This window comes from Neobacillus sp. DY30 (assembly GCF_030123065.1).
Taxonomy (GTDB): Bacteria; Bacillota; Bacilli; order Bacillales; family Cytobacillaceae; genus Neobacillus.
Map to the genome: position 1 here is coordinate 1,219,917 of NZ_CP126093.1, position 26,433 is coordinate 1,246,349.

The window sequence follows — 26,433 nt, forward strand, 5'->3', positions numbered from 1 at the left end:
CTATTGATTGAATATTAATTCACGTACATGCGAGGAGAATATAAAATGGCTAAGGAAAAAATTGTTTTAGCGTATTCAGGCGGATTAGATACTTCAGTTTCAGTTAAATGGATACAAGAAAAATATGGTTATGATGTTATTGCTCTAGGTTTAGATGTTGGTGAAGGTAAAGATCTAGAAGCAATTAAGCAAAAAGCATTGAATGTAGGTGCTGTAAAAGCATACATGATTGATGCTAAGGAATTGTTGGCAAAAGAATATATTTTACCAGCTTTAAAGGCTAATTGTTTATATGAAGGGAAATACCCGCTGTCATCTGCACTTTCCCGCCCGTTAATTTCAAAATTACTAGTTGAAGTAGCGGAAAAAGAAGGAGCTACCGCAGTAGCACATGGCTGTACAGGAAAAGGGAATGACCAAGTGCGTTTCGAAGTTTCTATTCAAGCGTTAAACCCAAGTTTAAAGGTTGTAGCACCTGTTCGTGAATGGGGCATGACGCGTGATGAAGAAATTGAGTATGCTGCGGAACACGGTATTCCAATTCCAGTAGATTTAGACAATCCTTTCTCGATTGATGCGAATATTTGGGGACGTGCTTGTGAAGCTGGTGTCTTAGAAGATCCATGGGCAGAGGCGCCTGAGGCTGCTTTTGATTGGACTGCACCAATTGAATTAACACCAGACAAAGCTGAATATATTGAAATTGAATTCGAGCAAGGTGTTCCTGTTGCATTGAATGGTGAGAAGCTGCCATTAGTGCAATTAATCGAAACTTTGAATGAGCTTGGCGGCAAGCATGGCGTTGGCCGAATTGATCATATCGAAAATCGTCTCGTTGGAATTAAATCTAGAGAAGTCTATGAAAATCCAGCGGCATTAATTTTAATTAATGCTCATAAAGAGTTAGAATTCCTAACCCTAACACGTGAAGTAACTCAGTTTAAAACTCAAGTTGAACAGCAAATGGCAAAAATCATCTATGAAGGACTTTGGTATTCACCAATTAAGCCAGCGCTTGATGCCTTTATTGATGAAACACAAAAGGTAGTTACAGGTACGATCCGTGTGAAACTCCATAAAGGAAACCATACTGTTGTAGGCCGTAAGTCGCCAAACAGTCTTTATAACGAAGAATTGGCTACTTATTCAAAAGGAGATGCCTTTGACCACAATGCAGCTGTTGGATTCATCAAAATTTGGGGACTGCCTACAAAGGTAAATGCTGAGGTAAATAATAAAGAAAAGATAATGAAATAATAATCGGGTGCCCTCGAAACCTTTCGAGGGCAAACTTGTTAGTTTTCGAGGAGGGGCAACAATGTCCAAATTATGGGGCGGACGTTTTACAAAAGAAACCAATAAGTTAGTTGAAGAATTTACAGCTTCGATTTCCTTTGATCAAAAGCTTGCCAAAGAGGATATTGCCGGCAGCATGGCTCATGTTCAGATGCTGGGTGAATGCGGCATTATTCCTGCGGAGGATGCAGAAAAAATAAAAGCTGGCCTTCTTGAAATTAAAAAGATGGTCGATCAAAATGAAGTTGAGTTCTTAGTTGAAGATGAAGATATTCATATGAATATTGAGAAATTATTAATTGAAAAAATTGGTCCAGTAGGCGGAAAGCTGCATACTGGCCGCAGTCGAAATGACCAAGTTGCAACAGATATGCACCTTTACTTACGAACAAAAACAACTGAACTTATAAAACTGCTTGAGGATGTCCAAGGTTCACTGCTTGTTCAGGCAAAGGAGAATATTCATACCTTAATTCCAGGATATACTCACCTGCAGCGTGCTCAACCGGTCTCATTTGCGCACCATTTAATGGCATACTTCTGGATGTTTGAACGTGATAAAGAGAGACTGATTGATAGCTTAAAGCGTGTTAATTGGCTGCCACTTGGTTCTGGCGCCCTAGCTGGAACTACTTTTCCAATCAATCGTGAACGTGTTGCTGAGCTGCTAGGCTTTGAAACAATTTATCCGAATAGTATGGACGCAGTCAGCGATCGCGATTTTATATTAGAATTTCTCTCGATTGGTTCAATCATCATGACTCATATTTCAAGACTGTCTGAGGAACTTGTGATTTGGTCAAGCCAAGAGTTTCAATTTGTTGAACTCGATGACTCTTTTTGTACAGGGTCCAGCATTATGCCGCAAAAGAAGAACCCAGACGTTCCTGAGCTGTTAAGAGGAAAGACTGGCCGTACTTTTGGTAATTTGATTGGTTTACTGACAGTTCTAAAGGGATTGCCATTAGCTTACAATAAGGATTTACAAGAAGACAAAGAGGGCATGTTCGATACTGTTGAAACACTAGAAGGTTCACTAATGCTTTTAGCACCAATGATTGAGACCATGACAGTAAATAAAGATATTATGAGAAAAGCAATAAATAATGATTTCTCTAATGCTACCGATATTGCTGACTATCTAGTAAGAAAAGGTCTTCCATTTAGAGAAGCACATGAAGTCATCGGGAAAATCGTTTTATATGCGATTCAACAGCAAAAATTCTTACTTGATTTAAGTTTTGAAGAATATAAAGAGTTTAGTTCCTTATTTGAAGAGGATATTTATGAAGTTTTATCACCAGAGCATGTTGTTGCCGTTAGAAATAGCTTCGGAGGAACGTCACCAGAACAAGTGAGTAAACAAATCGCGCTTGGTGAAGAAAAACTAGGGAAATAAGTGAAAACCACCAAAGGGTGGTTTTTTATTTTCATTCTTTTTTGAGACTTCAGTAACATTAGAGCTCTTATAGTGACCGTGGGACTAATTATAAGGGGGTTACGGTAACTATAGAGCTCTTATAGTGACCGTGGGACTAATTATAAGGGGGTTACGGTAACTATAGAGCTCTTATAGTGACCGTGGCACATACTTTTTTGGGGTCTCGGTCACTATAGTACTCACATAGAGGTCGTCTATGTTCCATCTAAAAGAAAATGTCGAAAAATTCGTATGGAGTTGTCAGAGAATAAAGAAAATTCTAGAAGAACTATAAAAGGAAAACTACCTAATGGTGGTTTTTTATTTGTATTAATATCCAAAATAGTAGATAATTTCCTCATATGATTTTTTTAAGAGGAGGAAGAACGATGAAATTACGTGTCTCAGTTGTACAATATCACTTACATACCATTCATTCCTTTGAAGAATTTGCCGCACAATGCGAGCATTACATAAAAACGGCTGAAGAATTTGGTGCGGAGTTTGTTCTTTTCCCTGAGTTCTTCACTACACAGCTACTATCGATAGGAAATGGCACGGGTCAGAGTCTTACAATCAATGACCTGCCTGGCTTCACAGAGCAATACAAAGAATTATTTAAGAATTTTGCCAAACAAACAAACATGCACATCATTGCGGGTACACATGTTATCGAAAAGGGCGGCAAGCTTTATAATACGGCTCATTTATTTTATCCAGATGGAAGGATTGGCGAGCAGGCAAAACTTCATATTACCCCTACTGAAGTACATGAGTGGAACATGGAAAAAGGTGATGGCTTCCAAATTTTTGAAACAGATAAAGGGAAAATAGCCCTGCTGACCTGTTATGACATTGAGTTCCCTGAAATCGTCCGTATCGCAAAAGCCAAAGGGGCAGATGTGATCTTTTGTCCTTCTTGTACCGATGACCGCCATGGTTTCCATCGTGTACGCTATACAAGTCACGCACGTGCTGTTGAAAACCAGGTTTATGTGGTTTTAACAGGCACTGTAGGTTCACTGCCAACGGTAGATTTCATGCGAGCTAATTTTGGTCAGGGAGCTATTATTACACCAAACGATATTCCGTTCCCCCCAAAAGGGATTCTAGTGGAAGGCGAAATGAACAACGATATGGTTGTTACAGCCGACCTTGATTTAGAGTTATTATACGAAGTTAGAGAACGAGGATCTGTTACTACCTGGCGTGACCGCAGAACGGACTTATATACAGATTGGGAAGAATAGTGGAAGGTGGAATGGCCATGTATCGGAGTGAATTCTACGTATTTGACCAAGATAAGCCAGTTCCTGTGATCATTCGAAATTACACGGAAGCCGATTTTGACCAACTTATTCAGATTCAGTCTGAATGCTTCCCGCCTCCATTTCCTTCAGACCTATGGTGGAATAAAGAACAATTATCGAACCATGTGGGGAGGTTTCCGGAGGGAGCTATATGTATTGAAGTAAATGGTGTATTAGCCGGTTCCCTTACAGGGCTTTGTGTCGAATTTGATCCAAACCACATGGAGCATACATGGGAAGAAATCACGGACCGTGGATACATTACAAATCATAACCCAAGTGGTGATACTCTCTATATTGTAGATATTAGTGTTCGTCCCAAGTATCGAAAATTAGGACTAGGTAAACTGATGATGCATGCTATGTATCATGTTGTTATACAGAACAAGCTTGTCCGTTTACTTGGCGGAGGCAGAATGCCTGGGTATCATAGAGTAGCAGCAACGATGAAACCAGATGAATATTTAAAGGAAGTAATTACTGGACAATTAAAGGACCCCGTCATTAGTTTCTTGCTTCGTTGTGGAAGAGTGCCGATTGGTATCGTAGAAAATTACCTCGATGATGAAGAATCATGTAACTACGCAGCATTAATGGAATGGAAAAATCCATTTAATCCAATATAGGGAGAGTGTTAAATAATGAAATATAAACGAATTACTAGTATTGAGGATCCAAACTTTAAAAAACTTCATGATTTAATGGGAGAAATTTTTCCGCCAGAAGAAGTCTTAGAGTATGACTTGTGGAAAGAGCCCTTAGAGGATCCGGGTATACGTGTATTTGTTGCTGTTAACGGTGAGGAGGTTGTAGGGGCTACCGAATATCGTTATTATCCAGATTGGAATATTGCGATGACAGATTTCACGATTATTAGTAGGCCAGGTCTCAGCCTAGGACGATTTTTAGCACAAAACCGCTTAAAGGATTTACAAAAGCTAGCTGCTGATAATGGTAAAGAGCTTTTCGGTATGTTTGCCGAAATTTATGATCCATATCGGGTAGGTCACGAGTTTGGCGGTGTGAAGGTAATGGACCCATATGTACGCCGTGAGGTTCTTTCCCATTTAGGTTATAAACGAATTGATTTAGATTATGTACATCCGTCATGGGAGAATAATGGGGAGGCTGTTAAAGGACTCGATTTTTGCTTCATGCCAATGAACGATGAGCTAGAATCTATTCCTGCATCCCTTGTGGCTGACTTCTTAACCACTTATTACTCCATTCTTTCAAATAAACCGCAAGAATGGCTCGATATGATCGCACAGTTAAGAACGAAGGAATCCATTTCCTTATTGCCGCTTTAAAGGGTTTCTAATATAGACACCTTGTAAAAGTTCACATACTATTCATATTTCTAACTTTATTATGTTAAAAAAGTGTGAAGGCTGTTGTTATTGATGAGCGGCGAGAGTATAGTGAAGATGTAAAGGGGATCGTGATTCGATTCACAATCACCTAGTATGAGTTATACCGGGTCCTATTGCCTGACAATGGCGCTAATCTCTCTATAGGACACGCTGATTTAACATTTTTCCCCCTTATTAATTTTTAAGAAGCAGGAAATTCCTGCTTCTATTTTTTTTGCAGCAATTTTGGCTGCCATTTTCTTAAAAGGGTTACTTGTTTTTTCTACGCTTCACGCGCTGGTTGGCCGCATTTGCTCGTGCCATTGCTTCAAGGTCTGCATGATCAGCAAATTCAGCGGAATACTCCACATCATAACCATCTGATTTCATGTTTTTAGGAACCTGTGGAAGTGATGCTTTGTTTTTATCACGAGTTTTATGTCCCTGCGCACGACCCATTAGAAAAACCCCTTTCAATGTTGGCTATTTAGGAACCTAAGAAGTTCCCTCTATTATCATTTACCAACCGAAAGGGGTCCATTAATGGAAAATATTAAAGTTTTGTTTTGCTGTCGTTAAACCCGCCAGCACGATCTGCTAATTTAAAGTCACGCTGATATAGTACCTCTTGTGTACTCGTTAAACTGTATTTACCTCTGCCCATATCCTTCTTCTTTTTTCCTGCCATTTTGCTCATTCCCTTCAACATTTTTGTTAATCGTTATAAAGCTTTTGGAAAAAATTAAGCACATTCACCATTTTTACCTTTTAGGAATGGAATGATACTCAATTGGTAAAAAAATATGGTAAAGTAAGGTGAGGTGACTGATATGGCTGTAATTACAAAAATCACCACTCAGCAGAAAAATAAGGATCGTTTTAATATTTTTATGGATTATGGTAAAGGCGAGGAATATGCCTTTAGTGTTGATAGTGATGTACTCGTAAGGTTTCATTTAAAAAAAGGGCTTGAGATTGATGAATTTTCGATCCAGGAAATACAGTATCAAGATGACATACGAAAGGCTTATAATCTAGCTGTTAATTATTTAGCCAGGAGAATGAGGTCTGAAAAAGAAATAAAGGACTATCTTATACAAAAAGAAGTTGAAGAACCTATCATCAATGAAGTTCTACATAAATTGGCTTCTCAAAAATATATTAATGATGAGGAATATGCATTCTCCTTTGTAAGAACTCAAATCAATACGACAGATAAAGGCCCGGACTTAATCTCTATGGAGTTGAAAGAAAGAGGTATCAATGAGGCTTTTATAAAACAAGCGATAGCCGAATACCCTAAAGAGGATCAGGTTGAAAAAGCGATTAAGGTATCTGAAAAATTATTTAAAAAAAGCACAAAGGAATCGGAGCGGATTGTTAAGCAAAAAGCGGAACAATTGCTATTAAGGAAGGGCTACCCGTTTGAAGTCATTCATATTGCACTAGATGAAGCGGCAATGGACAAAGAACTAGATGAAGAAATGGAAGCCATTAAGTACCAGGGCGAAAAGGCTCATCGGAAGTATAGTAAATATAGTGGTTTTGAGTACGAACAAAAAATGAAACAAGCCTTATATCGTAAAGGCTTTTCAATGGAATTGATTGAAAAATTTCTCGGTGAAATTGAAAAATCATGACGTTAATGGTCATGATTTTTTACTTTCAATAATGATTTCATTTTGGTCGAATTGCTCGATAATGATTTTCGCTACTTCTTTAGCTGAACGAAACCGTGAAGTGTCATCTATATGATTGCTTCCTTCCCAAAAAGGTGTATCCATTCCGCCCATATAAACGGCCTTAATGTTAATCGAACTGTTTTCATATTCCTTTTGCAGACTTTCAGTAAAACCTCTGACTGCAAATTTACTTGCCGCATAAACTGCTTCGTTAACCTTCCCTCTTAGTCCTGCAGTTGAAATAATATTCATCAGCAGGCCTTCTTCCTGCTGAAGTAAAGGCAATACGGCTTTTGTCATTAAAATGGTACCAAGAACATTCGTGTGAAGCATTTCGATAATTTCTTCTTCCTTTATATTAACAAAAGGACCGAAATGTCCGACACCAGCATTATTTACTAACCCAAAAACTTTGTGTTTTTTGCTTATTTGTTCAACACCTTTTAGGATATCGGATTCCTTTTGAACATTAAGCACAACGTAATCGGCTGCACCGCCTGCTTCTTCAATTTCTACCTTAACTGCTGAAAGCTTATCAAGGGATCTTCCTATCAATATGACATGATATCCTTGCTGCGATAATAATAAGGATAATTCCTTCCCCAATCCCGAACCAGCGCCTGTTATAATGATGGTTTTCATTGAAATCTCTCCTTCATCCTTTATTAATTCAATAAAAATAACTATACTAAAATTAAAGAGAAAACGAAAATGGGAGTGAAAAAATGCAACAGGAGAGACGATACAGCACCATGACCGAGCAAGAATTAAAGCAGGAAATCGCACAGCTGTTAGAGAAAGCGAGAAAAGCAGAGCAAATGGGTATGGTGAGTGAATTTGCTGTGCTCGAGAGAAAGGCAGTTATGGCAAGAGCATATCTATTAGACCCAGCCGATTTCAAGCCAGGAGAAATTTACGAACTTGAAGGTGACCCAGGGGAATATTTTAAGTTAGATTATTTAAACGGTGTATTTGCTTGGGGATACCGCTTAAAAGGTGATGGAAAAGAAGAGGCATTACCAATTTCAATGTTAAAACAACTCAAATAAATAAACAAACCAGAGAATAAGTCTCTGGTTTGCTCGCAGTTTAGGGTTGCAAAAACTCTGGTGTATCTTTTTCGCGCTGACCAGAAGCACGCATCCGCTCCTGAGGGTGTGTATTGATTGTGCCATCGGCTCTTCTAGAAGCATATTCTGCTTTTGCTCTTGGCTCTCCCTCTAGTTTGTTGTTATTTTGGTTAGGGAAATTGGTTACTTTATTTCTCATGCTGTACCTCCATTATGGGAATGAATGAGAAACCGCGAAAAGCAAAGTGTCGTCACACCAGTGCTTACCACGTGTTAATAGTATTCGAATTTTAGGAGCAGGTTATGTTATAAGAAATTGGCAATGAGGTGAATGTATGAACGATTATCATGAAAGATTAGCAAAACTTTTATTAGAAAGAAACGAATTGCTTTCCTATCATCAAGCAAGAACATGGGTTGAGTTAATGTGGGAGGACTTCGAAACCACCGCTGCGAAGGCAGGCAGGGATTATCTGGGAAGCGAAATGACTGAAAGAATTGTTAGACAATGGATAGAAAATTATGGCGACAGACTCCATGACTTTGTGGCCAAAAACCCAAAATATAAAGAATACCTCAAACCAGACAAAACGTCGTTGAACTAATGAACACATTACAGATCAGGTTAGTACCGATAAACCAAGGCTCTCCGAAATTAGACCGGGATAGTGCCGATAAACTAAGGCTCTCCAAATTATCGTAACAATCAGACCAGGATAGTGTCGATAAACTAAGGCTCTCCGAATTATCGTAACAATCAGACCGGGATAGTGCCGATAAACCAAGGCTCTCCGAATTATCGTAACAATCAGACCGGGATAGTGCCGATAAACCAATGCCGCCAAAATTATCGTAACATTCAACTCGGGATAGTATCGATAAACCAAGGCTCCCCCGCCTGGCCACAGATAGCGTAGTGCCTCGTGACAGGCAGAACCTGTCACTGCGATGATTATTCTAAGAAGCATTCCTAGTGGAGTGGCAATCAAAGGGCAAATTACAGCCTTTAATATACTGTGTAGATATATTTTAAAAAGCACAAAAAGAAGCGAAATCTATTCTGATTTCGCTTCTTTTTTTCAACTCGGTATGATGTTAAGCTTTTTCCGTAATTTCTTCTCACTGAATACCCAGCCTGTATATGAGCTTATTGGATTTAACTCAAGGTCCAGCTGCACAACTGCAACGAATGGATAATGCCCATTGCTGCGGTACCTTAAATCAATAAATCGAACTTCGTAATGGTCATCGTACTCATCTAATTCCCAACGGTACACAGGTGAGAAGGATAAAAATGCAGCAAGATTACTATCTTTTTTTGCTGCTTCAAGGACAGGAGTTTCAGGCACAGGCACCCGCTTGAAACGATCGTATATCACTATATTGGTTCCCATTGCTCTGCCAACAAAGAACTCCTCTTCATTCATAGCAGCGATTCTCCAGTAGTTAAACTTCATGGTTGGTGAAGTGATAATATCCGTAGCATCTGGAATTATTTTTCTAACGGCGGCTCGCACTTTTGCTTGGGCATAAAAACGAAGTAAATAATACCCAATTAAAACCACAAACATGCCTAAAAAAGTATAACCAGGATCCGCACCAATTACCCAAATAACAATGGCGGCAACGTGAATTCCAAAGATGATTGGATCAAAGGTATTAATTACCCCCAGCGCCACCCATTTAGACGTAAAAGGTCTTAGAGCTTGTGTCCCATAAGCATTAAAAATATCTACAAAAACATGGATGAAAACCGCTGCAAATGTCCAGCCCCATAGATGTAGAAGATTTGCCCCTGGAAAAAATGGATAAATCAAAGCTAATAGTATAAGGGGCCATAAAAGTACAGCCGGTATTGAGTGGGTGAGACCACGATGGTTACGAATGTAAATGGCATTATTCCTTAATTTTAAAACCGTATCAATATCAGGTATTTGTGATCCAGCGATCGTAGCAATTAAGACACTCGTGGCAGTTGCCGAGTTACTAGCTACCACTGGGTCAAGAGTCGCAAGACCGCCTAGCGCAATTCCCATTACAACATGAGTTCCAGTATCCAAAAGGAAAAATCCTCCTTTATTAAATTCTTGTCAAAATCACCAAATTGGCTTATCGTTAAAAAATGCTTATTATTATATTCCCTTATTTCGTTTTGTTTAACAGGCTGGAGGAATTTTCATAATGATAAATGAGTTAAAAAATATAGAAAATATCTCAATAGAAAAGTTTCAGGAAGATTTATTATCTTGGTTTAAAGCCGAACAACGTGACTTGCCGTGGAGAAAAGATCAGGACCCGTATAAAGTATGGGTATCTGAAATTATGTTACAGCAAACAAGAGTTGATACGGTTATTCCTTATTTTAATCGATTTATCGAATGGTTTCCAACAATAGAAGACCTCGCTAACGCAAATGAAGAAAAAGTTCTAAAAGCGTGGGAAGGACTAGGTTATTATTCGCGTGTAAGAAATTTACATTCAGCGGTCAAGGAAGTAAACGCCAAATACGACGGTAAGGTGCCGAATACTCCAAAGGAGATTTCAAACCTTAAGGGAGTTGGTCCCTACACAGCAGGTGCAATCTTAAGTATTGCCTATGGTATTCCTGAACCTGCGGTAGATGGTAACGTAATGAGAGTTTTATCAAGAATCCTTTCGATTTGGGAGGATATCGCGAAACCATCAACAAGGAAGGTTTTCGAAAATGCTGTTAGGCAGGTTATTTCCCATGAGGACCCCTCTGCCTTTAATCAGGCATTGATGGAGCTTGGTGCCTTAATCTGTACCCCCACATCTCCTTCATGTTTACTATGCCCTGTAAGGGATCATTGCCAAGGGTTCCATGCGGGAGTCGAGACCGAACTTCCTATCAAAACGAAGAAGAACGCACAAAGAAGTGTTGACCTAGCTGCAATAATTGTGAAGAATGAAAGTGGAAAAATATTAATTCATAAACGACCTGAAAATGGGCTGCTTGCGAATTTATGGGAATTTCCAAACGTTGAACTTCATCAACCAATTGTGATGGAACGTGCTGGAGTTGCCGGCATCTTCAGAGAATTATTTGATATGAGTATTAAGTTAGAGAGGAATATTGGTCAAATCGAACACGTTTTTTCCCACCTAGTTTGGAATATCCGTATCTATATAGGTACAATTGGTGAGGATTTTTCAGAAAATAGTGATTGGAAATTTATCACCCTTGATGAAATCGAAGAACATGCGTTTCCAGTTTCCTTCCATAAAATACTTAAGTTGTTTAAAGAGTATAGTTAAAAAAGAACGCCTACTTTGAAGGCGTTCTTTTTAGATTAATCATAACTAACTTTCGTTCCATGTGTATAGTCGGCTTCTTGCCGTTTTATGCCGCCGCGATTTTCAATTTCTTGAATGATTTCACGATGAATCGTTACGCCTTCGCTATTTAAGTAGGGTGCTATTTGTTGTAATGAATGGTGAAAGAAGGCTAGCTCGCTGTCCCTCCATTCGGCTTTAGAGACCATAGAAAGTTCTGTCATATCCCGTCCTACATACATAATCTTCTTCCTTTCTCGCATTTAATAGCATTAGGTTTTGTAATCAATTGTCATCTATACATTAAAACGATAAAATGAATACAAAACTTGTTTATGAAGGGAAACAGAGAAAATGACACAAAAAGTAGCACTAATAACAGGAAGCAGCAGAGGAATTGGTAAGGCCACAGCCCTAAGGCTGGCTCAAGAGGGGTATGACATCGTCATCAATTATGCTAGAAGTAAAAGTTCTGCACTTAAAGTAGCAGAAGAAATCGAAGCTTTAGGCAGAAAAGTATTAGTAGTAAAAGCAAATGTTGGTGATGTAAGTAAAATTAAGGCGATGTTCCAACAGATAGAGGAAGAATTCGGAAGGCTGGATATTTTCGTTAATAATGCGGCCTCAGGAGTTCAACGTCCGATTATGGAACTGGAAGAGAATCACTGGGATTGGACATTAAATATTAACAGTAAAGCTTTATTATTCTGTGCCCAAGAAGCAGCCAAATTAATGGAGAAAAATGGCGGCGGGAAGATTGTCAGCATTAGTTCTTTAGGATCTATTCGTTATTTAGAAAATTACACGGTAGTAGGGGTATCTAAAGCAGCCTTAGAAGCCTTAACAAGATATTTAGCAGTAGAATTAGCTTCTAAAAATATCGTTGTTAATGCAGTCTCTGGCGGGGCTGTCGATACAGAAGCATTAACACATTTTCCAAATCGTGAGGAACTTCTCCAAGAAGCAAGGGAGAAAACGCCGGCAGGACGAATGGTAGAAATTGAGGATATGGTAAATTGTGTTATGTTCCTTTTATCAGAGGATTCCAGTATGATTCGGGGGCAAACGATTATTGTCGATGGTGGTATATCGTTATTAGTGTAACGATAAATTCTTTTGAAATTTTTTGGGATAGTCTCTTCATCTCCGGGGTATCTTAATTTTTGTGGAGGTGATTAAAATGGCAAACAACTTCAACCAACAACCAAACAAAACTTCTGCTGGAACTAACATCCAAGAAGTTAGACAACAGAATGCACAATCTCAAGGTTCAGCTGGTCAATTCGGAACTGAATTCGCTAGCCAAACAGATGCTGCTGAAGTAAGAAGACAAAATCAGCAATCTCAACAAGGTTCTGCTGGAGCTGCTGGTTCAGCTGGTCAATTCGGAACTGAATTCGCTAGCCAAACAGATGCTGCTGAAGTAAGAAGACAAAACCAGCAATCTCAAGCTAACAAAGGCCAAGGTAATTCTGGTCAATTTGGTCAAAGCTAATAAATTTGTAAGCAGAAGGCACTCGAAATCGAAGAGTGCCTTCTTTACGTGTGTAAGCGGCTTCCACTATTAGTGCAAATCGACAAAAGTTCTGTTAAGTCTACATAAGTAGTCAAAGGATATAACTGTTAATTAAAGAATACATATTAGATAGAAAAAATAAGGCGGTGTGGTAAATGGATCATTTTAACCGTTTAGTATCCGAGCAGATGATGACAATGGAAAAGTTACTATACCTTCAGGGAGAACTTGAACGTTGTCAAGAAATCGAGCAGCAGCTACAGACTATACAAAACGAAACAGAGTTAGAAAGTGTTCAATTTGATATCAATCAGATGAAGAAAGAGCTGAAAGAAATTCAGGAAGTCTTTGAAAAACAAACAGAGGAAGTAATTCAATCCTATCGCGAAAGTGACTTAGAACCATCTATATAGGTCAAAAATGTAGAAAATGATTGAAAAATATGCAATTTTTTTCAAAGAGTCATTGAAATCAATGGCTCTTTTGTTTTAAATTCTTTATTCAACCGTTATAATAATAAGAAATAGTAAATGATTTGTTACCATTTGTCGTTTAAGTTCAGGAATAAAGGTTACAAAGCGTTTAGGAAGGAAGAAGGGGAGAATCATGGGCGTACCCATCGAAGGAGAACCAATACAAATACATAGCTATAAACACAATGGGCACATCCATCGCGTCTGGGAAGAAACGACCGTTTTAAAAGGATCCCAAAATTTAGTGATTGGCGGGAATGATCGCACAATAGTAACGGAATCAGATGGAAGAACATGGATTACAAGAGAACCAGCGATTTGTTATTTTCATTCACAATACTGGTTTAATATTATTGGAATGATTCGTGAAGATGGTATTTACTACTATTGTAATCTCAGCTCACCATTTATCTTCGATGGCGAAGCAGTTAAATATATTGATTATGACCTCGATATCAAGGTATTCCCTGATATGACGTTTAATTTGTTAGACGAAGATGAATATGAACGTCACCGTCGTGAAATGAAATATCCCGAAGTGATTGATCAAATTCTGAAAAGGAATGTTGAGAAGCTCATTCACTGGATCCGGCAGCGCAAAGGACCATTTGCACCAGATTTTATTGATATCTGGTATGAGCGTTACTTAACTTACAGACGTTGATGGAAAATGCTTCAACGCCATGGAAAGATGATGAAGGCACCTACACAGAATAGTAGCTGCCTTCATCATTTTTCCATGTTCTTATTATTGTGATCAGGAAGGGGGGGCAATCTTGAGCAGTGTTCGCAGATATCTAGAATTTGTTAAGCCATATCGCCTTCAAATTATTGGGACAATTATTATCGGGGTTATAAAATTTGCTATCCCGCTAATTATACCTATGCTTATTAAGTATGTCGTGGATGATATCATTGGTAAAGCAGGTTTAACCACTGATGAAAAAATAGAAAAATTACTTCTTATAATGGCGGTAATGATTGTTGTTTTTGTATTTTTAAGGCCGCCAATTGAATATTATCGCCAATATTATGCCCAATGGACATCGAGTAAAATTTTATACGATATCCGCGACCGTATGTACACCCATATCCAGAAACTTAGTTTTAAGTATTATGCCAATACTCGGTCAGGAGAAGTCATTTCACGCGTTATTAATGATGTTGAGCAGACGAAAACATTTGTAATCACTGGTTTAATGAATCTGTGGCTTGATATTGCAACAATTGTAATCGCAATTATTATTATGTTTTATATGAATGTCAGGCTAACGTTGGTTTCGATTTTGTTATTTCCGCTCTATGCGATTTCAATTAAATACTTTTTTGGTAATCTTCGAAAACTCACGAAGTCTCGCTCGCAAGCACTTGCTGAGGTTCAGAGCTACCTCCATGAACGTGTGCAAGGAATGCCTGTAATAAAAAGTTTTGCAATTGAAGAGTTTGAGCAGACACAGTTTGATAAACAAAATAAAAACTTTTTAGAGAAGGCGTTAGAGCATACCAGTTGGAATGCAAAGGCGTTTTCAGCAGTTAACACCATTACCGATATTGCACCGTTACTTGTTATCGGCTACTCTGCCTACCTTGTTATCCATGGAGACCTATCGCTGGGAACAATGGTTGCATTTTTTGCTTATATTGATAAATTGTACAATCCGTTAAGAAGACTTGTGAACTCATCCACAACCTTGACACAGTCATTCGCTTCGATGGACAGGGTGTTTGAATTCATGGATGAAAAATATGATATTGTCGACGCTTCCAATGCTGTCATGTGCAAGGATGTAAAGGGAGACATTACGTTTGACCATGTTCAATTTACCTATAATCAGTCAGAAGAAATGATCCTAAAAAACATCAACCTTGAGGTGAAAAAAGGGGAGACGATTGCTCTTGTTGGGATGAGTGGAGGAGGCAAGTCGACACTTGTCAGCCTGATTCCTCGTTTCTACGATGTAACAAAAGGAAAAGTTCTCTTAGATGGAATAGATATCCGCGACTTCCAGGTCCAATCCTTACGAGATAAAATTGGCGTTGTTTTTCAGGACAATATTTTATTTAGTGACTCGGTTAAGAACAATATCTTATTAGGAAAACCCGGCTCCACGGATGAAGAAGTTTATCAAGCTGCCAAAGCTGCCAATGCGCACGATTTTATCATGAGTCTTGCAAATGGGTATGATACGAAGGTCGGAGAAAGAGGGGTAAAACTTTCGGGTGGTCAGAAGCAAAGAGTAGCAATTGCCCGCGTCTTTTTACGAAACCCGCCGATTTTGATTCTAGATGAGGCAACTTCAGCTCTTGATTTAGAAAGTGAACACCTTATCCAAGAAGCACTTGATAAACTGGCGAAGGACCGAACTACCTTTGTCGTAGCCCACCGTTTATCAACCATCACTCATGCTGATCGAATTGTCTTAATCGAACATGGTCAGATTGTAGAAGTAGGCAGCCATGATGAATTAATGACGAAACAGGGCAATTATTATAAATTATTTCAAGTGCAGCAGCTGGAACAGCATAAAGAAAATACGCCGTTGCAAGCATAGAAGAGAACAAAAAAAAATGACGTAATCACATACGTCATTTTTTTTGTTCCTCCTGCATCACTTATACGCTGAGTTTTTATTGTTATTCAATTTCCTTCTGTTCAATCGATACCTCATTATGATGAAAGGCTTGAAAGCTAGTTATTAATGTGTCTAGATGTTCAACCTGTTCCCCATAATCAATGATTGAAGAAACTATCTGCATGGTATGGTATAAATGCAGGTCGTCTTGATCGCTATAGAGCTTGTGGTGAATCAAGAATAATTCGAATAATTCCTTATTATTAATACAGGAATTTGTTTCATTGTCCAAAGGTGCTGGAACTTTGCCGATAAACCGCAGCATTAATTGCTCATGGTGATAAATGACACTGTCGAGCTGCTCTTGTATCGACTGTTGAAAGTTTTCCGGCAAATGAAGAATTTCATTTTCAAATCGATGAAGTTTTTTTAATGTATCCAATGCCTTTTTGGCAGTGGAACTCATTTGCCTAAAGACCACTAGTTTTCTAGATTTTTCTAAACTAATCTTTTTAAAATAACTTCTTTCTTCTTTATACATTAAATAAAATTGTTCTATCTTTATTAAATTGTCTTTTAATTTTTCAATATCGGCCTTTAGCATATTGTGGTCAAAATCATGCCGAGTACTTAATCGTATCCAGCGAATAATTTCCTCTGTCGTCCCTGTGATTTTAAAATACAGCTTATTTTCATACTTAGGCGGCAGGAACACAAGGTTTACCACAAAGGCAGAAAAGACTCCAATCATGATGGTTGAGAAACGGATTCCGGCAAACGGTATAAAATCGGTGCCAGGGGTTTCCATAATTGAAACTAGTGTTACTAGAGATAGTCCAATTGTATTTTCAATTTTTAATTTAAGGTTGATAATAATAACAATAACAGCGGCTAAACCGATAATGATAATATGATTTCCTAGCAGCAGGACAAAAATCACTGCAAGAATCGCACCAATTAAATTCCCTTGTATTTGTTCAACAATTGTTAAATAGGAACGATAAATCGTTGGCTGGATTGCAAAAATTGCAGCAATCCCTGCCAATACGGGGGAGGGCGAGTGCAGCAGCTGTGCTAAGTAAAGGGATAAGACGATTGCAATTCCCGTTTTAAAGATGCGGGCACCTAACTTCATTACAAATGGTTTCCTTTCAAATTTAAGTGATTTGTAGATAGTTTACTTCATTAATGAACAATTACGTACTATACATGGATTAAACCATTTTATCAAGAGATATTATATGAATTTTCTTTAGCAATAGTTAAAGATATTTGTTTAATAACAAAAAAAGAACGTCCACTTTATAAGGCGGACGTTTCTTTTAAATCATTCTGTAGAAACAGCTGGGTCAGCTTGTTCTTTGACTGGTACAATTTGAATAAAGTGATCTTCTGGGTTAGAGAGTAATGCGCGAAGCAGATTTGCTTCCTCTGTCTGCCCATCGTTTTCTAGTATTTCCGTATATTTACCTAGAAGTTCATTCACATCTTTTTTGCCATTTTCGCTTAAGCTCATGACTGAAACTTTAGCGCCTTTTGCAATCCTTCTCATTATTGCTTCAGCAGTTAACCCAACTTCAGGCTGCTGGCGAACATAAACAACCCCACCGGTCATACCAGCACAAATCCATGGACCTGGGTCACCTAATACTAATCCTCGACCGTTCGTCATGTATTCAAAGGCGAATCCTTTAATGTTCGCATTGGCACCGATATTTCCTGTCTCTTTCTTAGGTATAGGCTGCTTCACAAAGCCGCCGATGATTAGGTCAGCACCAGAAAGGCGAATTCCTGCACGGGCATCTGCATTCCCTTGAGCAACAAGGAGACCTTTTTGTGCGCCATATCCGAAACCTTTACCAACAGAACCATTATAGTAGTTCCCATCTTTTCCCTTGGACTTTAGGATATAGATATTTCCGCCAAAAGAAGTTTTACCAACTCCATCTTGACCGCCGCCGTTAACAGTAATTTCAATTCCTCCACTATTATAAGCCCCTAATCCATTACCAGGAATCGAGCCGTTTTTATACTTAAGCTGTACAGGAGGAAGCTGCTGGTATGACCCATCCAATCGTCCACGGACGCGGTGACAAGAAACTCTGCTTGCCAAGACACGCTGTTCGGAAGTGACACTATCAAATTCGCGAGAAGAATGTAATTGATCTACGCTGGCATCTAAATACTCAGCACCCACAGCTACTTGCATTTGGACCTCTTGCAGTGCCTTGGTTTCTTCTGATTTTGTAAATTGGCTAATTTCTAATGGTTTTAATAAATATGAAAGGCTAAGCTGATCTTTTCCTTTTACCTGTTCCAGTAAATCAGAACGTCCAACCGCATCCTGTAAATTAGTTATACCGATTGAAGCAGCCAGAGCTTTTAATTCATTTCCAAAAGATGAAAATAAATTCATAATTCCATTAACAGCCAAGTCAAACTGACGTGGTACAAAGCGGCGAAGTCCATGTTCCTTCGCTTGAACTTCAGACTCAATTTGTGTAGCAATCCCAACATGACAGGTATCTAAATGACATCCACGGCATGTTGTACAGCCGATCGCAAGCATAGATAATGTGCCAAAGCCAACGCGATTTGCACCGAGAAGCATAACTTTCATAACATCCAAGGCACTCTTCATTCCACCATCTGCCCAAATTTCTACTTGATTGCGGAGTCCGCTTTCAAGTAGGGCATTATGTGCCGCTTTTACACCAATTTCGACTGGAAGTCCGACGTGCTGAAGGGCATGGATTCTGGCCGCACCTGTACCGCCATCAAAACCGCTTAATGTTATAATATCTGCGCCGGCTTTAGCGATACCAACAGCGATTGTGCCAATGTTCGGTACAACAGGTACCTTTACAGCAATTTTCGCTTGGTCATTACCTGTTTTTAACTCAAGGATCATTTGCGCTAGATCCTCAATGGAATAAATATCATGGTTATTTGATGGTGAAATTAAGTCAGAACCAAGTGTAGCATTACGGGCAGCAGCAACCTTGGCGGTTACCTTTGAACCAGGTAAGTGACCGCCTTCGCCAGGTTTTGCACCTTGACCGATTTTTATTTCTAATAGATTAGATGAGTTTAAAAGCTCAGCGTTTACGCCAAAACGTCCAGAAGCAATTTGCTGTCCTCTTGTTTTTGGATATTTACCAAGCATATCCTTAATTTCGCCGCCTTCACCATTAAGACTGATCATATTTAGGCGGTCCGCACCTTCAGCGTATGCTCTAAAGGCAATCTCATTCTGTGAACCAAACGACATGGAAGAAATAATAAATGGTAAATCATGTTCACCAACTGCAATGTTAACATTTTCTGGTGAGATTGCTTGATTACCTTGCTTTAATTGAAGTAAATGACGAATGGTCGTTGGATTCTGCTCTTCTTGTTCACTGATTTTTTCCCTGTAAGCACTATAGTCACCAGTAGCAGCAACTTCACCAATAGCCTTCCAAATACGAGGGAACAGGCTGAAGGTCTTACCGACTCTTTCTTTTTCATTTTTATAATCTTCTGCTCTTTGGATAGCATCCTTTTTCATTGCTTCAAAATCATTCTGTATATCTTTTGAACCAAAGAAGTTAACGACCTTTAACACGTTTGCTATATCTTCGTGTAAACCAATGCTGGAGAAAAGTCTTCCATACCCGCGTAATTCATGAATACCAATTGTTGATATTACTTTTTCAAGACCTTTTGATAAAGCGCTATAAAGGTTTTCTAATGGTTTGTTGGATTCATCAAGGACTGTCATGAACATATAATACGGGCTGATTAAATCGGCCCCTAGACCAAAAACAGTTACGATGTCATGCAGTGAACGAATGGAAGCTGAACGCAGCACTAATGAACAATTTCTTCTTAACTCCGCTTTCACCAACGCTTGATCGACGGCTGATGTAACTAAATGTGGATCAATCCAGTAAAAATCCTCAGAATGTGCATTTGCATCATCAAGGACAAGCAGGCTCTTTCCTGAAGTAACCGCTTGGACAGCTTCATCTGATATTCTTGTTAGAGCTGCATCAATGTTCTCATTTTTCCTAAAGGTTGTTGAAATAAACGCAACAAGTTTTTGCTTTTGGAAATGCTGAACAACTTGATCAAAGCTTGGCTGCCCAATCGTTTCTGAACATCTATAACCAGCTTTGCCTTCTAAAAGAAGGGGAGTGGTCAGCTCAAGGATTGTTTCTGTTATTTCATTTTTGAATAATCCAGGACGTTTGCCAATAATCACTCTTGTTGAAAAGTGTTCCGTTTCACGATCTCGGTCTATGGCTGGATTTGTAACAACTGCTACGCTTTCTTTAATATAATCGGCAATATTTTTGCGCTCAGGATTAAGTGCAGCTAATGGGGCATCATGTCCAAGGGAGCGAATAGGCTCGACACCTTTTTCAGCCATTTGCTCGATATATTGGATGTGCTCTCTTTCCCAACCAAATGCTTTATATTGTCCATTATGAATCTTGTCGGGATAATTCATGGTAATCGTTTTTTCTAACGTTGGTACTTGTAAACGTAATCGAGAATCTTCAAGATTTAAGCGTTTGGAAAAACGGCTATAAACCTCTTTTTGAAAGCGTTCCTGTTCGTAAACCTCTAATTTATTATTATTCCACTTAAAGCCGACCTTTTCTCCTGGAGCTAGAGGCTTTGGTTCATTTACATACTCACTCGATGGAATGATTCCTGGCTCTGATGAAAATAAATAAGAACTATCAATTTCCAGCATCCAAAGTGGGCGCAGACCTAATGCATCGACACTAAATACAGCTTCATCCCCATATCTAGAAATAATGCCAGCCGGACCTTGTGCAAAGTGACCCCAAGCTTCACGAATATAAGTATATAAATCTTGTAAATCTTCAGAGTAGGCTTTAATTTCATTTATAATTGGAGGGAATAACAGATCCATTACCTCGAATAAGGTGTACCCTTCACGGCAAATTAACGTTTCCATAGTCCGGCTTAGATCTTGTGAGTCACTGCCATCCTTTACGAGTGGAACACCAATCATTTTTGCTTCGTCACGAAGTTTTGCAATCGTGTTAATTTCCCCATTGTGGCCAAGTACACTAAAAGGCTGCACCCGGAAAAAACTAGATAGGGTATTGGTAGAGTAACGGTTATGACCGAGAGTAATTGTTGATGCAACAATTGGACTAGCTAAATCTTGATAGTAACGAGGGAGGATATCTCCGGCACCCATGACTTTATAGACAGCATGGTTTTGGCTTAGAGATGCAACATGTACATAATAGTTGGTTTCAAAATCAATGATGGCTTCGAATAAAACTTTTGTTAATTCTTGCCCTGTTTTTTCAGAAAGGCAGGCGAATTGCCAGAAAACAGGATTTTCCTGAATCGCAATGGGACCTAAAGCGTTTGAATCGGTCACTTGGTTTGTTTCAAAAATCACGTCTAACCCATAGTTATGCAGTTTCTGAAGTAATTCTTGTTTAGTAGATGACCAGTCGGCTTTTTGGCTGATAAAAACATGACCAACAGCAAAGCTCGCATTTTCTGTGTGAGACGGGTCTACACCGGCACTTTGTAATTTTTCCTTCCAAAGTGCTTTTGGGATATCAACATGAATTCCAACACCATCACCTTCACCGTTAATGAAGCCAGCACGATGATTCATGGTAACTAAGGCGTCTATACAATCAAAAATGTTTTTTCTTGTAGGGATCTTGTTTTTTTCAAGGCAAGCGACAATTCCGCAGGCATCATGTTCTTGCTTATGGAAATCTTTAAAAAGAGAAGGAGTCCATCTTTCTGTCATATAAATTTGGCTTCAGCGGATGTCCATCTAAAGCCGATTCACCTCCTATATAGATAAATAGTGTAAGATTTGTTGCCATAAAAAGCCGAGAATAATAGTAGTTGTTAGAAAAATAATAATTTTATATTATCATATGAATTTTCAGAAATCAAATAAATATACAAAAAAATGGATAGAAAATGCAGGAAAATATAAAGAAGAAAAAATGTCAAAAAGTTGTATTGTAAACGTTTTCATAGAGTATTTAAAAATATAGAGAGTGGTTTCCACTCTCTATACGTGAATAAAAAATGTATATTTATTCGCATTTTAGTAAAGAAAATGCATTGTTGACAGCATGAAGTGTAGCCTCTATATCTTCTTCTGTATGAGCAATAGTTAAGAACCAGGCCTCATATTTAGAAGGTGCAAGGTTTATGCCTTGCTGCAGCATTAGCTTGAAAAATCTTCCGAACATTTCACCGTCTGTTTTTTCTGCCTGCTCATAGTTTTCAATTTTTTCCTTAGTAAAATATACAGTAAGTGCACCCTTCAAACGATTGATGGTGATTTGAATATCATGTTCTTTCGCTGCTTCTAAAATTCCTTGTTCAAGCATGGCACCTAAACGATCAAGGTAGTCATAAACTCCATCTTGCTTTAGGACCTCGAGACAGGCAATTCCTGAAAGGATGGAGGCTGGATTACCAGCCATCGTTCCTGCTTGATAGGCGGGCCCCAGCGGTGCAACTTCTTCCATAATTTCTTTGCGTCCGCCATATGCACCAATTGGAAGACCGCCGCCAATTATTTTTCCTAAAGCTGTTAAATCAGGCTGAATCCCTAATAAATCTTGTGCTCCGCCATACATAAAGCGGAAAGCAGTAATGACTTCATCATAGATAACAAGCGCACCTGCAGCATGAGTAAGATCATTTACCTGTTGTAAGAATCCTGGTTTTGGTTCAACAATTCCAAAGTTCCCGACAATCGGTTCCACTAGAACTGCAGCAATTTGATCGCCCCACTTTTCTAACGCTTCCTTAAATGGCTCAATATCATTAAAAGGTACGGTAATCACTTCTTGGGCGATACTCTTAGGAACTCCTGCAGAATCAGGGGTTCCTAGAGTAGATGGACCTGACCCAGCAGCGACAAGAACAAGGTCAGAGTGACCATGGTAACAACCAGCAAACTTAATAATCTTATCTCTTCCAGTATAGGCACGGGCTACACGGATTGTTGTCATTACTGCTTCCGTACCTGAATTCACAAAACGAACCTTTTCTAAAAAGGGCATCGCTTCCTTCAGCATTTTTGCAAACTTTACCTCATGGGGGGTAGGTGTTCCAAAAAGAACACCAGTCTCAGCTGCCTTTTTAATTGCTTCCGTTATATGGGGATGTGCATGACCTGTGATAATCGGACCGTAAGCAGCTAGATAATCAATATACTGATTTCCGTCCACATCATAGAAATAAGCTCCTTGCGCACGCTCCATTACCACTGGGGCACCGCCACCGACTGCCTTGTAAGAACGGGAGGGGCTGTTTACACCGCCAACAATATGTTCTAAAGCTTCATTATGTATTCGTTCAGAATTTGTAAATTGCATTCCTTTTCCTCCTTGAAATGGATTCCTTCCTATAATAGCACTTTTTTAATCGACTTTTATTTGTTTTACTTTTGAAAAATTTCATGCTCCTGCCACTTTAGCAAGGATTATAGATATTTTATTGTCCAAGCTGGCATAGAATGGGACTAACTGACTCTATAGAGGTGTCCGCTGATGTTTTATTTTTTATTACCAATCGTAATTTTTTGTATTTTTATGAGTATCAGAACATTGTTTATTCCAAACACGATAAAAGGAAAGTTTGTTTCTATTGAAAACGCACTTTTTTTGGGTTCTATCTATCTAACTGTAATTCTCGGATTTGGGCTCATCTATTTATTATTTGAATTAAAGGGGATCTCGTTACTTGTTGAGGTAAATGGTGAAAACAACTATAACTTGTTCGAAACGAGCTTTTATTTTAGCGCAATGACATTATTTTCTGTTGGCAATGGAGATGTTATTCCACATGGCTTGGGGAGGATGGTAGCAGTGGTCGAAGCATTAATTGGATATACACTGCCTGCAGCCTTTGTAGCTCGAGCATTGATGGACCGTGAAGTGAAAGATATTAAATAGTTGTATTGTTCATCATGTTTGGTTAGGCTTATGGAAGAGTATATTTTCCATGAGGTGATTAAGTTATGACAATTGAGTTAGGCAAACAAGCTCCTGATTTTGAATTGTTAGCTAGTAATGGTGAAAAAGTAAAATTATCAGATTTTAAGGGCAAAAATGTGGTATTGTATTTTTATCCCAAGGATATGACACCAGGTTGTACGACCCAAGCGTGTGATTTCAGGGATTATCACGGTGACTTTTCAGATTTAAATTCTGTCATTATTGGAGTCAGCCCAGACCCTATAGAAAAACATGAAAAATTTATAGATAAGTACAACTTGCCTTTTTTACTTTTATTTGATGAAAACACAAGAGTTTCTGAATTGTATGAGGTTTGGAAATTAAAGAAGAATTTCGGCAAAGAGTATATGGGAATTGAAAGATCTACATTTGTCATTGATAAAGATGGTAAATTGGTGAAAGAATGGCGGAAAGTTAAAGTAAAAGGACATGTCGAAGAAGCTTTACAGTATATAAAAGAGAATCTAGCATAAAGAATCATAGGCTGACATCAGAGCTTTTCTTCACTGAGAAGTAAGGCTCTTTGGGTGAAAAAATAAGCGGGGAGATACCCGCTTATTTCTTATAGCCAAAACTAGACGATATTTCTTTGCTAATAGACAGTAAGAATTGGGACAGTTCATTGTTTTCATCTTGTGGGATAGATTCAGAAAAGCCTACAACGGTAACGCTTCCTAGGAGTTTTCTGTCATAATTTAAAACCGGGATGGATACCGAAGATACGGATGGTACCAGCGGTTCCCTTGCAAAGGCAATTTCTTTCTCACGTATGATTCCACATTCTGCTTCAAGCTGACTTAGCTTTTCTGGAGGTATTTGCGTATATTCTTTCTCTTTCCATTCACGAATCATTTCCTCTTCCATAAACGCCATAAATACTTTGCCTGAAGCAGATCGAATAGGAAGTATGGTTCCTATTTGAGCACCAATATTTATTCCTCGATTTTTATTATAATCTTTAATAATCATTGGACCACTATGTGTCCAACTTGAGAATAGAACGGTACTCGAAAATATCTCGTTTATTTCATGAAGATAAGGAGAAATACGGTCGATAACATTTTCTTGATCTGCAGCGGCCATTCCGTATTCAATTAACTTACTCCCTAATACATATTCTCCTGTATCCTTGTAACGAAAGAGAAGACCTAATTGTGTAAAGGTATTTAAGTATTTATAAAGATTACTTTTGGTAATCTGTGTTAATTCTTGAATTTCAGAAAATTTTAACGGCCTGCCATGTTTGGCAATTGAATCCACAATGCCCATCCCTACTTCTAATGATTGAATGGTAGTTCCTTTTTTTATGACTTCCATATTGAACCTCCTAAAGACCCTAATCCCTATATTATCATAGCTAGTGTTGTAAACAATATAGTGAAATTCTTGAAAAATGGAAAAATTTATGGATATAGTAATAGTAAGACCTGTGATGAAGGAGTTTTACTATAAAAATGGATACAAAATTACAGATAATCGAGACTTCGACACCGCTATTCCAACAGAACAATATAAAGATAAATTTTTCTTAGTCGACAGCGGAGAAAATACAACGAGTACACTATTAAAGATTGGTCTGCCTGCAGAAAAAATTACAAATATGTTGTTTACACATCAGCATGTTGACCATAAAGGAGGCTTTTGGAATTTTTTCATTGATGGCTGGCAGGGACCTACAGGAAGACGTTCCTTAAACCTAGTCGGACCTCAAGTCCAAGAACTATATAATACGACAGTTAATTTCTTTAAGACAGATTTAGAGTATCGTTCTAGTTTAGGCTGGCCAAAGGATGGAATTTTTACAAATGTAACGATTCAAGATTTTAAAGAGGATAAATATAAGTTCGAGCTCGATGGTGTAAAGATTACATCCATCCCTGTCCCGCATACTGTTCCAACCTATGCGTATCGTTTTGATGCCAACGGAAAAAGTGTAGTGGTATCAGGTGATTTAACCTATTCTGAGGAATTTGCAAAGTTTGCAAAGAAAGCCGATATTTTAGTAATAGATGGAATGTTAGCGAGTGATTTTTCCTTTGTACCTGAACAGCCACGGGAAAATTTAAAGCAAGGTTTAATGCAATTACATGCTGATCTAGAAGACCTTGCCAAAATGGCTGCGGAATCAAAGGCTAAAAAACTTGTTCTAACCCATATTGGTCTAGGTAAGGTAGACATACCAAGTATTTCAAAAGTATTTTCAGAATCAGGTTATAAAGGGGAAATTATAGCGGCTGAGGATGGACTTGTGATTAATCCCTAAGTCAAAAAAATGAAAAGTTTTTTTTCTAAAAAACTAGCCTATTTTCTATAGAAGAGGCATTTGTCCAATGCAAAAGACTGTAATATGAATATCATTTTATTAGGGCATACCTCCTCAGATAAAACTTGTTGGGTCGATAATCGACCCTTTT

The 26,433-nt window shown here is 38.5% G+C and carries 28 protein-coding genes; 17 read left to right on the forward strand and 11 right to left on the reverse strand.

Annotation, left to right across the window (positions count from 1 at the left end):
- The first annotated feature begins 45 nt into the window (after positions 1-45).
- The 5 genes from QNH29_RS05775 to QNH29_RS05795 all read left to right on the forward strand — a co-directional run bounded on the left by QNH29_RS05775 (position 46) and on the right by QNH29_RS05795 (position 5,336).
- Entirely contained in the window at positions 46-1,257 is a 1,212-nt protein-coding gene (locus QNH29_RS05775) for an argininosuccinate synthase (RefSeq protein ID WP_283863888.1), read from the forward strand.
- Between the two features lie 61 nt (positions 1,258-1,318).
- Positions 1,319-2,695, forward strand: a complete 1,377-nt coding sequence (argH, locus tag QNH29_RS05780) for an argininosuccinate lyase (RefSeq protein ID WP_283863889.1) — start codon at positions 1,319-1,321, stop codon at positions 2,693-2,695.
- A 410-nt stretch (positions 2,696-3,105) separates the two neighbouring features.
- Positions 3,106-3,966, forward strand: a complete 861-nt coding sequence (locus tag QNH29_RS05785) for a carbon-nitrogen hydrolase family protein (RefSeq protein WP_283863890.1) — start codon at positions 3,106-3,108, stop codon at positions 3,964-3,966.
- Between the two features lie 17 nt (positions 3,967-3,983).
- Positions 3,984-4,652: a GNAT family N-acetyltransferase gene (locus QNH29_RS05790; RefSeq protein WP_283863891.1), complete on the forward strand. Its 669-nt coding sequence runs from the start codon at positions 3,984-3,986 to the stop codon at positions 4,650-4,652.
- Positions 4,653-4,667: 15 nt separating this feature from the next.
- Entirely contained in the window at positions 4,668-5,336 is a 669-nt protein-coding gene (locus QNH29_RS05795; RefSeq protein WP_283863892.1) for a GNAT family N-acetyltransferase, read from the forward strand.
- A 312-nt stretch (positions 5,337-5,648) separates the two neighbouring features.
- On the opposite strand, the gene QNH29_RS05800 is transcribed toward QNH29_RS05795, so the two are convergent.
- Both QNH29_RS05800 and QNH29_RS05805 read right to left on the reverse strand, forming a co-directional pair.
- Positions 5,649-5,837 (reverse strand): YfhD family protein, encoded by a 189-nt coding sequence (locus QNH29_RS05800; RefSeq protein ID WP_063254529.1) that lies wholly within the window; start codon positions 5,835-5,837, stop codon positions 5,649-5,651.
- A 94-nt stretch (positions 5,838-5,931) separates the two neighbouring features.
- Positions 5,932-6,066: a YfhE family protein gene (locus QNH29_RS05805; RefSeq protein WP_082799616.1), complete on the reverse strand. Its 135-nt coding sequence runs from the start codon at positions 6,064-6,066 to the stop codon at positions 5,932-5,934.
- Between the two features lie 142 nt (positions 6,067-6,208).
- Here QNH29_RS05805 and recX point away from each other — a divergent pair, with 142 nt between their 5' ends.
- On the forward strand, positions 6,209-7,018 hold the full coding sequence (recX, locus tag QNH29_RS05810) for a recombination regulator RecX (RefSeq protein ID WP_283863893.1): 810 nt from the start codon (positions 6,209-6,211) through the stop codon (positions 7,016-7,018).
- Positions 7,019-7,027: 9 nt separating this feature from the next.
- Here recX and QNH29_RS05815 read toward each other — a convergent pair whose 3' ends face one another.
- On the reverse strand, positions 7,028-7,702 hold the full coding sequence (locus tag QNH29_RS05815) for an SDR family NAD(P)-dependent oxidoreductase (protein WP_283863894.1): 675 nt from the start codon (positions 7,700-7,702) through the stop codon (positions 7,028-7,030).
- Between the two features lie 83 nt (positions 7,703-7,785).
- Here QNH29_RS05815 and QNH29_RS05820 point away from each other — a divergent pair, with 83 nt between their 5' ends.
- Complete coding sequence (locus tag QNH29_RS05820; RefSeq protein ID WP_283863895.1) at positions 7,786-8,109, forward strand: YfhH family protein; 324 nt, start codon at positions 7,786-7,788, stop codon at positions 8,107-8,109.
- A gap of 40 nt (positions 8,110-8,149) precedes the next feature.
- Here the strand turns inward: QNH29_RS05820 and QNH29_RS05825 are convergent, their stop codons facing one another.
- The gene (locus tag QNH29_RS05825; RefSeq protein WP_283863896.1) at positions 8,150-8,329 is read right to left on the reverse strand and encodes a small, acid-soluble spore protein K; all 180 of its coding nucleotides are present in this window, start codon (positions 8,327-8,329) and stop codon (positions 8,150-8,152) included.
- A gap of 136 nt (positions 8,330-8,465) precedes the next feature.
- On the opposite strand from QNH29_RS05825, the gene QNH29_RS05830 reads away from it, so the two are divergent.
- A complete protein-coding gene (locus QNH29_RS05830; RefSeq protein WP_283863897.1) occupies positions 8,466-8,735 on the forward strand; it encodes a YfhJ family protein in 270 nt (89 codons plus the stop codon).
- 15 nt (positions 8,736-8,750) lie between these two features.
- Here QNH29_RS05830 and QNH29_RS05835 read toward each other — a convergent pair whose 3' ends face one another.
- Positions 8,751-9,098 carry a hypothetical protein gene (locus QNH29_RS05835; RefSeq protein WP_283863898.1) on the reverse strand — a complete coding sequence of 116 codons (348 nt, stop codon included), beginning with the start codon at positions 9,096-9,098 and terminating at the stop codon, positions 8,751-8,753.
- Positions 9,099-9,209: 111 nt separating this feature from the next.
- Positions 9,210-10,190: a metal-dependent hydrolase gene (locus QNH29_RS05840; protein WP_283863899.1), complete on the reverse strand. Its 981-nt coding sequence runs from the start codon at positions 10,188-10,190 to the stop codon at positions 9,210-9,212.
- A 121-nt stretch (positions 10,191-10,311) separates the two neighbouring features.
- On the opposite strand from QNH29_RS05840, the gene mutY reads away from it, so the two are divergent.
- Positions 10,312-11,406, forward strand: coding sequence for an A/G-specific adenine glycosylase (gene mutY / locus QNH29_RS05845; protein ID WP_283863900.1), 1,095 nt, complete (start codon positions 10,312-10,314; stop codon positions 11,404-11,406).
- A 35-nt stretch (positions 11,407-11,441) separates the two neighbouring features.
- Here the strand turns inward: mutY and QNH29_RS05850 are convergent, their stop codons facing one another.
- On the reverse strand, positions 11,442-11,666 hold the full coding sequence (locus tag QNH29_RS05850) for a mother cell protein YfhS (RefSeq protein WP_283863901.1): 225 nt from the start codon (positions 11,664-11,666) through the stop codon (positions 11,442-11,444).
- Between the two features lie 112 nt (positions 11,667-11,778).
- Here QNH29_RS05850 and fabL point away from each other — a divergent pair, with 112 nt between their 5' ends.
- From fabL to QNH29_RS05875, 5 genes are all read left to right on the forward strand, one after another.
- Complete coding sequence (fabL, locus tag QNH29_RS05855) at positions 11,779-12,528, forward strand: enoyl-[acyl-carrier-protein] reductase FabL (RefSeq protein WP_283863902.1); 750 nt, start codon at positions 11,779-11,781, stop codon at positions 12,526-12,528.
- Between the two features lie 76 nt (positions 12,529-12,604).
- Positions 12,605-12,919, forward strand: a complete 315-nt coding sequence (locus QNH29_RS05860; RefSeq protein WP_063254539.1) for a gamma-type small acid-soluble spore protein — start codon at positions 12,605-12,607, stop codon at positions 12,917-12,919.
- A gap of 176 nt (positions 12,920-13,095) precedes the next feature.
- Positions 13,096-13,353 carry a YgaB family protein gene (locus QNH29_RS05865; RefSeq protein ID WP_283863903.1) on the forward strand — a complete coding sequence of 86 codons (258 nt, stop codon included), beginning with the start codon at positions 13,096-13,098 and terminating at the stop codon, positions 13,351-13,353.
- A 193-nt stretch (positions 13,354-13,546) separates the two neighbouring features.
- Entirely contained in the window at positions 13,547-14,077 is a 531-nt protein-coding gene (ntdP, locus tag QNH29_RS05870; RefSeq protein ID WP_179602571.1) for a nucleoside tri-diphosphate phosphatase, read from the forward strand.
- 112 nt (positions 14,078-14,189) lie between these two features.
- Positions 14,190-15,965 (forward strand): ABC transporter ATP-binding protein, encoded by a 1,776-nt coding sequence (locus QNH29_RS05875; protein WP_283863904.1) that lies wholly within the window; start codon positions 14,190-14,192, stop codon positions 15,963-15,965.
- A gap of 82 nt (positions 15,966-16,047) precedes the next feature.
- On the opposite strand, the gene QNH29_RS05880 is transcribed toward QNH29_RS05875, so the two are convergent.
- The 3 genes from QNH29_RS05880 to QNH29_RS05890 all read right to left on the reverse strand — a co-directional run bounded on the left by QNH29_RS05880 (position 16,048) and on the right by QNH29_RS05890 (position 23,377).
- Entirely contained in the window at positions 16,048-17,121 is a 1,074-nt protein-coding gene (locus QNH29_RS05880) for an FUSC family protein (RefSeq protein ID WP_283863905.1), read from the reverse strand.
- A gap of 192 nt (positions 17,122-17,313) precedes the next feature.
- Entirely contained in the window at positions 17,314-21,783 is a 4,470-nt protein-coding gene (locus tag QNH29_RS05885) for a glutamate synthase-related protein (protein ID WP_283863906.1), read from the reverse strand.
- Positions 21,784-22,081: 298 nt separating this feature from the next.
- Entirely contained in the window at positions 22,082-23,377 is a 1,296-nt protein-coding gene (locus QNH29_RS05890) for a glutamate-1-semialdehyde 2,1-aminomutase (RefSeq protein WP_283863907.1), read from the reverse strand.
- Between the two features lie 174 nt (positions 23,378-23,551).
- On the opposite strand from QNH29_RS05890, the gene QNH29_RS05895 reads away from it, so the two are divergent.
- A complete protein-coding gene (locus QNH29_RS05895; RefSeq protein ID WP_349654892.1) occupies positions 23,552-23,956 on the forward strand; it encodes an ion channel in 405 nt (134 codons plus the stop codon).
- 65 nt (positions 23,957-24,021) lie between these two features.
- Positions 24,022-24,492, forward strand: coding sequence for a thioredoxin-dependent thiol peroxidase (gene bcp / locus QNH29_RS05900; protein WP_283863908.1), 471 nt, complete (start codon positions 24,022-24,024; stop codon positions 24,490-24,492).
- A gap of 82 nt (positions 24,493-24,574) precedes the next feature.
- Here bcp and QNH29_RS05905 read toward each other — a convergent pair whose 3' ends face one another.
- Complete coding sequence (locus QNH29_RS05905; RefSeq protein WP_283863909.1) at positions 24,575-25,336, reverse strand: IclR family transcriptional regulator; 762 nt, start codon at positions 25,334-25,336, stop codon at positions 24,575-24,577.
- An 88-nt stretch (positions 25,337-25,424) separates the two neighbouring features.
- Between QNH29_RS05905 and QNH29_RS05910 the strand changes: the two genes are divergently transcribed.
- Positions 25,425-26,282: an MBL fold metallo-hydrolase gene (locus QNH29_RS05910; protein ID WP_283863910.1), complete on the forward strand. Its 858-nt coding sequence runs from the start codon at positions 25,425-25,427 to the stop codon at positions 26,280-26,282.
- Positions 26,283-26,433 lie beyond the last annotated feature (151 nt).